General features: G+C 66.3%; 4 protein-coding genes. All 4 read left to right on the plus strand.

The features are described from left to right. The first annotated feature begins 109 nt into the window (after positions 1 to 109). The gene (locus tag MBENS4_RS22960; RefSeq protein ID WP_039396358.1) at positions 110 to 1024 is read left to right on the plus strand and encodes a BKACE family enzyme; all 915 of its coding nucleotides are present in this window, start codon (positions 110 to 112) and stop codon (positions 1022 to 1024) included. A gap of 74 nt (positions 1025 to 1098) precedes the next feature. Continuing rightward, the gene (locus MBENS4_RS22965; protein ID WP_052322730.1) at positions 1099 to 2643 is read left to right on the plus strand and encodes a putative bifunctional diguanylate cyclase/phosphodiesterase; all 1545 of its coding nucleotides are present in this window, start codon (positions 1099 to 1101) and stop codon (positions 2641 to 2643) included. Between the two features lie 58 nt (positions 2644 to 2701). After that, entirely contained in the window at positions 2702 to 3355 is a 654-nt protein-coding gene (locus MBENS4_RS22970) for a hypothetical protein (RefSeq protein ID WP_144401073.1), read from the plus strand. Between the two features lie 258 nt (positions 3356 to 3613). After that, positions 3614 to 4318, plus strand: a 705-nt coding sequence (locus MBENS4_RS27265; protein WP_144401074.1) for a TonB-dependent receptor plug domain-containing protein, incomplete at its 3' end; no start/stop codon positions are given.

Raw genomic sequence — 4318 nt, forward strand, 5'->3', positions numbered from 1 at the left:
GCCAGCAAAAAACCCGCCTCGGCCGGCCAATTGGTCCGGGCCTTCTCCTCCACGATCATGTAAGGTCCTGTGCGAAGACCTGAAAACAGGACGCAAGAGGAGAGGCCCGATGCCCCAAGGCAGCCGAGATACATCGCTCAACCGCAAGCTCATCATCACCGTCGCGCCGACCGGCGGCATGGCCGCGAAGAGCCAGAGCCCGCACCTGCCCACCCAGCCCGCCGAGATCGCGGCCTCGGTCGCGGCCAGCCACCGCGAAGGCGCGGCCATCGCCGCGCTCCACGCCCGACGCCCCGACGATGGCGCGACCTGCAACGATGCCATCTACCGCGACATCAATCAGCGTATCCGCGCCGCGTGCGACATCATCATCAACAACTCGACCGGCGGCGGATCGAGCGGCGACATGCTGATCGAACGCGGTGACGGCCTCTACGAAAGCGACTTTGCAGAGCGGCTCAAGGGCTGCGAGGCGGGCGCCGAGATGGCGACCTTCGACGGCATGACCTTCTGCGACGTCCACGGGGGCAAGGAAATCGTCGTCGTCACCCCGCCAAGCCGCTGCGAAACGCTGGTCAAGCGCATGGTCGAAAAGGGCATCAAGCCGGAATGGGAGGTGTTCAGCCCCACCCATATCCTGCAGGACGTGACCCGCCTCATCGAGAAGGGCTACGACAAGCCGCCCTATTACATCAACATGGTGCTGGGCGCGGACAAGGGCTTTCAGGGCGCCATGCCCTACAGCCACGATGTCCTCGCCGCGATGATCGCCGCGCTGCCGCCCCAATCGATCTTCTGCGTTTCGGCCATCGGCCCCGCGCAGCTTCCCGCCACCACCCAGGCCATGCTGCTGGGCGGCCATGTCCGCGTGGGGCTGGAGGACAATCTCTATTACCGGCGCGGCGAGCTCGCCACCAACGAACAGCTGGTGGCCCGCACCCGGCGCATCGCCACCGAACTGGGGCTGGATATCGCTACCCCCGGCGAGGCGCGCGACATGCTCGGCCTCGCCCCGCCTACGTAAGCCTTCGGAGGGGCGCTCCCACCAGGCCTTAAACACGCAAGGGCTATGCGCAGCGGTCTCACCACGAGGCCGCGATGCACCTGCCCTTCACATCCAGCCCCACCACGCGCGACGCCGCCATCATCTTCGGGCTGGCGCTCGTTCTGCTGGCGGTGTTCATCGGAGCCGAGGCCTTCGAGTACATCGTCGACTTCTCCGACCGGCACGAGAACCTGGAGATCGACGAGGGTCTCACCGTGCTCATGGTCATGCCGATTGCCATGGGGATCTTCGCCTGGCGCCGGCTTGCCGAAGCGCGCACCGAACTGGCCCGGCGCATCGAGGCGGAGGAAAAGGCCCATGCCCTTGCCCGCCACGATCCGCTGACGGGTCTGCCCAACCGCCGCCACGCCGAGCATGAGATCGGCCGCGCGCTGGAGAAGGCCACCCCGGACGCGCCGGTCGCGGTGCTGCTGGTCGACGTCAACCGCTTCAAGTCGATCAACGATCTCTACGGCCACGCGGCGGGCGACCGGCTGCTGCTGGATACGGGCGCCCGCCTGCGCGAGACGGGCGGCCCGGACGCCCTCGTCGCGCGCCTGGGCGGCGATGAATTCGTGGTCCTGCTCCAGGGCCCCAAGCGCCAGGACGAGCTGATCCACCGCGTGGAGATGATCTCGGAGAGCTTTGCCCGGCCCTTCGTCTTCGACCACGGCTCCTCGCTTGTCGGCGCCTCGATCGGGGTCACACTGGTCGACCGCCCCGGGCTCACCCCCGACCAGGTGCTCGCCCGCGCGGATGCGGCGATGTACCGCTGCAAGGGCAAGGGGCTCAACGGCTTCGCCTTCTTCGAGGAAGGCATGGAATTTGCAGCCTTCCGCCGCGCCCAGATCGAGCGCGACTTGCGCCAGGCCCTGGCCGAGGAGCGGATCGAGCCCTTCTTCCAGCCCCTCGTCTCGCTGACCGAGGGCTGCATCAACGGCTATGAGGTCCTCGCCCGCTGGCGCCTCCATGACGGCACCCTGCGCCTGCCCGACGAGTTCATCCCGATTGCCGAGGACTGCGGCCTCATCGGCGAGATCTACTTTGCCATGCTGCGCCGCGCCGCCGCCCGGCCCTGGCCGCGCGCCACGCGCCTTGCCATCAATCTCTCGCCCATCCAGTTCGAGGACGACACGCTGGTCGAACGCACCCGCCAGGTGCTGGAGGAGACGGGCTTTCCGCCCGGCCAGCTCGACATCGAGATCACCGAGAGCGCCTTTGTCTCCAATCTCGAACGCGCGCGTATCGTCATCGCGGAGTTCAAGGAACTGGGCATCCAGATGGCGCTCGACGATTTCGGCACGGGCTATTCCTCGCTGCGCCATCTCAGCGAATTCCACTTCGACAAGCTCAAGATCGACCGTTCGTTCATCACCGATCTTGCCGACAACCCGGCCTCGCAGACGATCGTGCGCACGATCACCGCGATGGCCCACAACCTGGGACTGCGCGTCACAGTCGAAGGGGTGGAATCGATCGAGAACGAGGCCGACCTCCTCGGCTTTGGCTGCGATGTCGGACAGGGCTATCTCTATGGCCGTCCGGCCGCGCAACCCGAAACCCGGCTCCTCCCGCGCTCCACCGGCCAGGCCGCCTGAGATGGCCTCCCGGTGCGCGGGGGTCGCGCTGGCTCTCTGCGCGGCCATCTGCACGTGCATGCCCGCATACGCCGAGGACGGTCAGGTTGACCAGGTCGAGCGGCTCGACGCCGAGCCGGGCGAGACCGAGGTGGAGACACAGCTCATCCTCGTGCGCCGTGCCGACCCCCACGGCGACCTGTTCAAGACCACCTTCGAACATGCCGTTTCCGAGCGATTGCAACTGGGTATCGAGTTCGGTTCGGAGCGTGTCCATGGCAAGGGACTGGAACTTACCACGATAGGCCTGCAGGCCACCTGGACCCTGCTCGATCCCGAGGAGGCGCGTGTTGGCCTCGGCATCCAGCCCTCGCTCGAGATCGACAGCACGAGCGGCGCCCTGGGCTCCGAGACCTTCTTCATCGCCGAGGTGCGTGAAGGCCCCTTCGACATTGCCGCCAACGCCATCCTCTCGACCGAGCCGGGCGCGTGGGACGATGTCGGACTGTTCTGGGCCCTGCGCGCCGACCGCGACCTTGGCGGGCGGGTCCTGCTCGGCCTGGAAGCGGGCGGTAGCCTCATCGGCGAAGGCGCGGGCAGCCATTTTGCCGGCCCCGTCCTGGTGGTGGGTCTGGGCAAGGATGGCCCGGCCCTCGAACTGGGCCTCTTCGCGCCCCTGACGGACCGCGCTCCGGGCTTCCAGCTGCGCTTCGAGACCGACTGGGAGTTCTGAACCCCTGCGGATCTATCCCGAGACCTTCCCGGCCTTTCGCCGGGGCCGGATCGAGAGCCCCCTTCCGCGCACGGCACCAACACATTGTTCTACTTAGATACTTGTCTTGGAACGATTAATTAGCAGGCTAATCTTCTCGATCTTTGCTATTACTCATTATAATCTTGTTGATTACCCCCTCGAATCGCCTAAATGATGGGCAGCGCCAAGTAGAGCGCAAAGAGCACGCAAAGTGTTCGGTTCAAGGAGGGGTTCCTGATGACTATTTCTCGTGCATCCGCACGCCTGATGGCGCGCGCTAGCGTGATTTCCTGTTCCACGGTCCTGGCCTTCGCGGCGCAGCCAGTCCTCGCGCAGGACGAGGCGCAGACCGCCCAGGTGCCGGAAACCGTCAGCTCGACCGAGATCATCGTGACCGCGCAGAAGCGCGCGCAGGCGCTCTCCGACGTCTCGCTCTCGGTCGCGGCGGTCAACACCGAACAGCTTGCGGCCAACAACACCGTCTCGCTTGAAGGCCTGCAAACGCTGGTCCCCTCGATCAGCTTCGGCAACGACTTCAACTTCGCCAAGCTGTTCATTCGCGGCATTGGCCTGTCGAGTTCGCTGCCCGGCGTCGATCCGTCCGTCGCGCTGCACGTCGACAGCGTCGTCGTCTCGCTGCCCCAGGCCCAGCTCGGCTCGATGTTCGACCTGGAGCGGGTCGAGGTCCTGCGCGGTCCCCAGGGCACGCTCTACGGCCGCAACGCGACCGGCGGCGCGGTCAACCTGATCACCGCCAAGCCCACCGACTACCTCTCGGGCTACGTGCGCCAGACCATCGGCGGCGATGCCTTCCTGCTGCAGACCGACGCGGCGATCAGCGGCCCGATCACCGATGGTATCCTGGCCCGTCTCGCTGTCCAGCGCATCGACCGCGAGGGCTATGGCTACAACGAGTACACCGGCAACGACATCGACAACGCC

It is taken from the genome of Novosphingobium sp. MBES04, assembly GCF_000813185.1.
Lineage (GTDB): Bacteria > Pseudomonadota > Alphaproteobacteria > Sphingomonadales > Sphingomonadaceae > Novosphingobium > Novosphingobium decolorationis.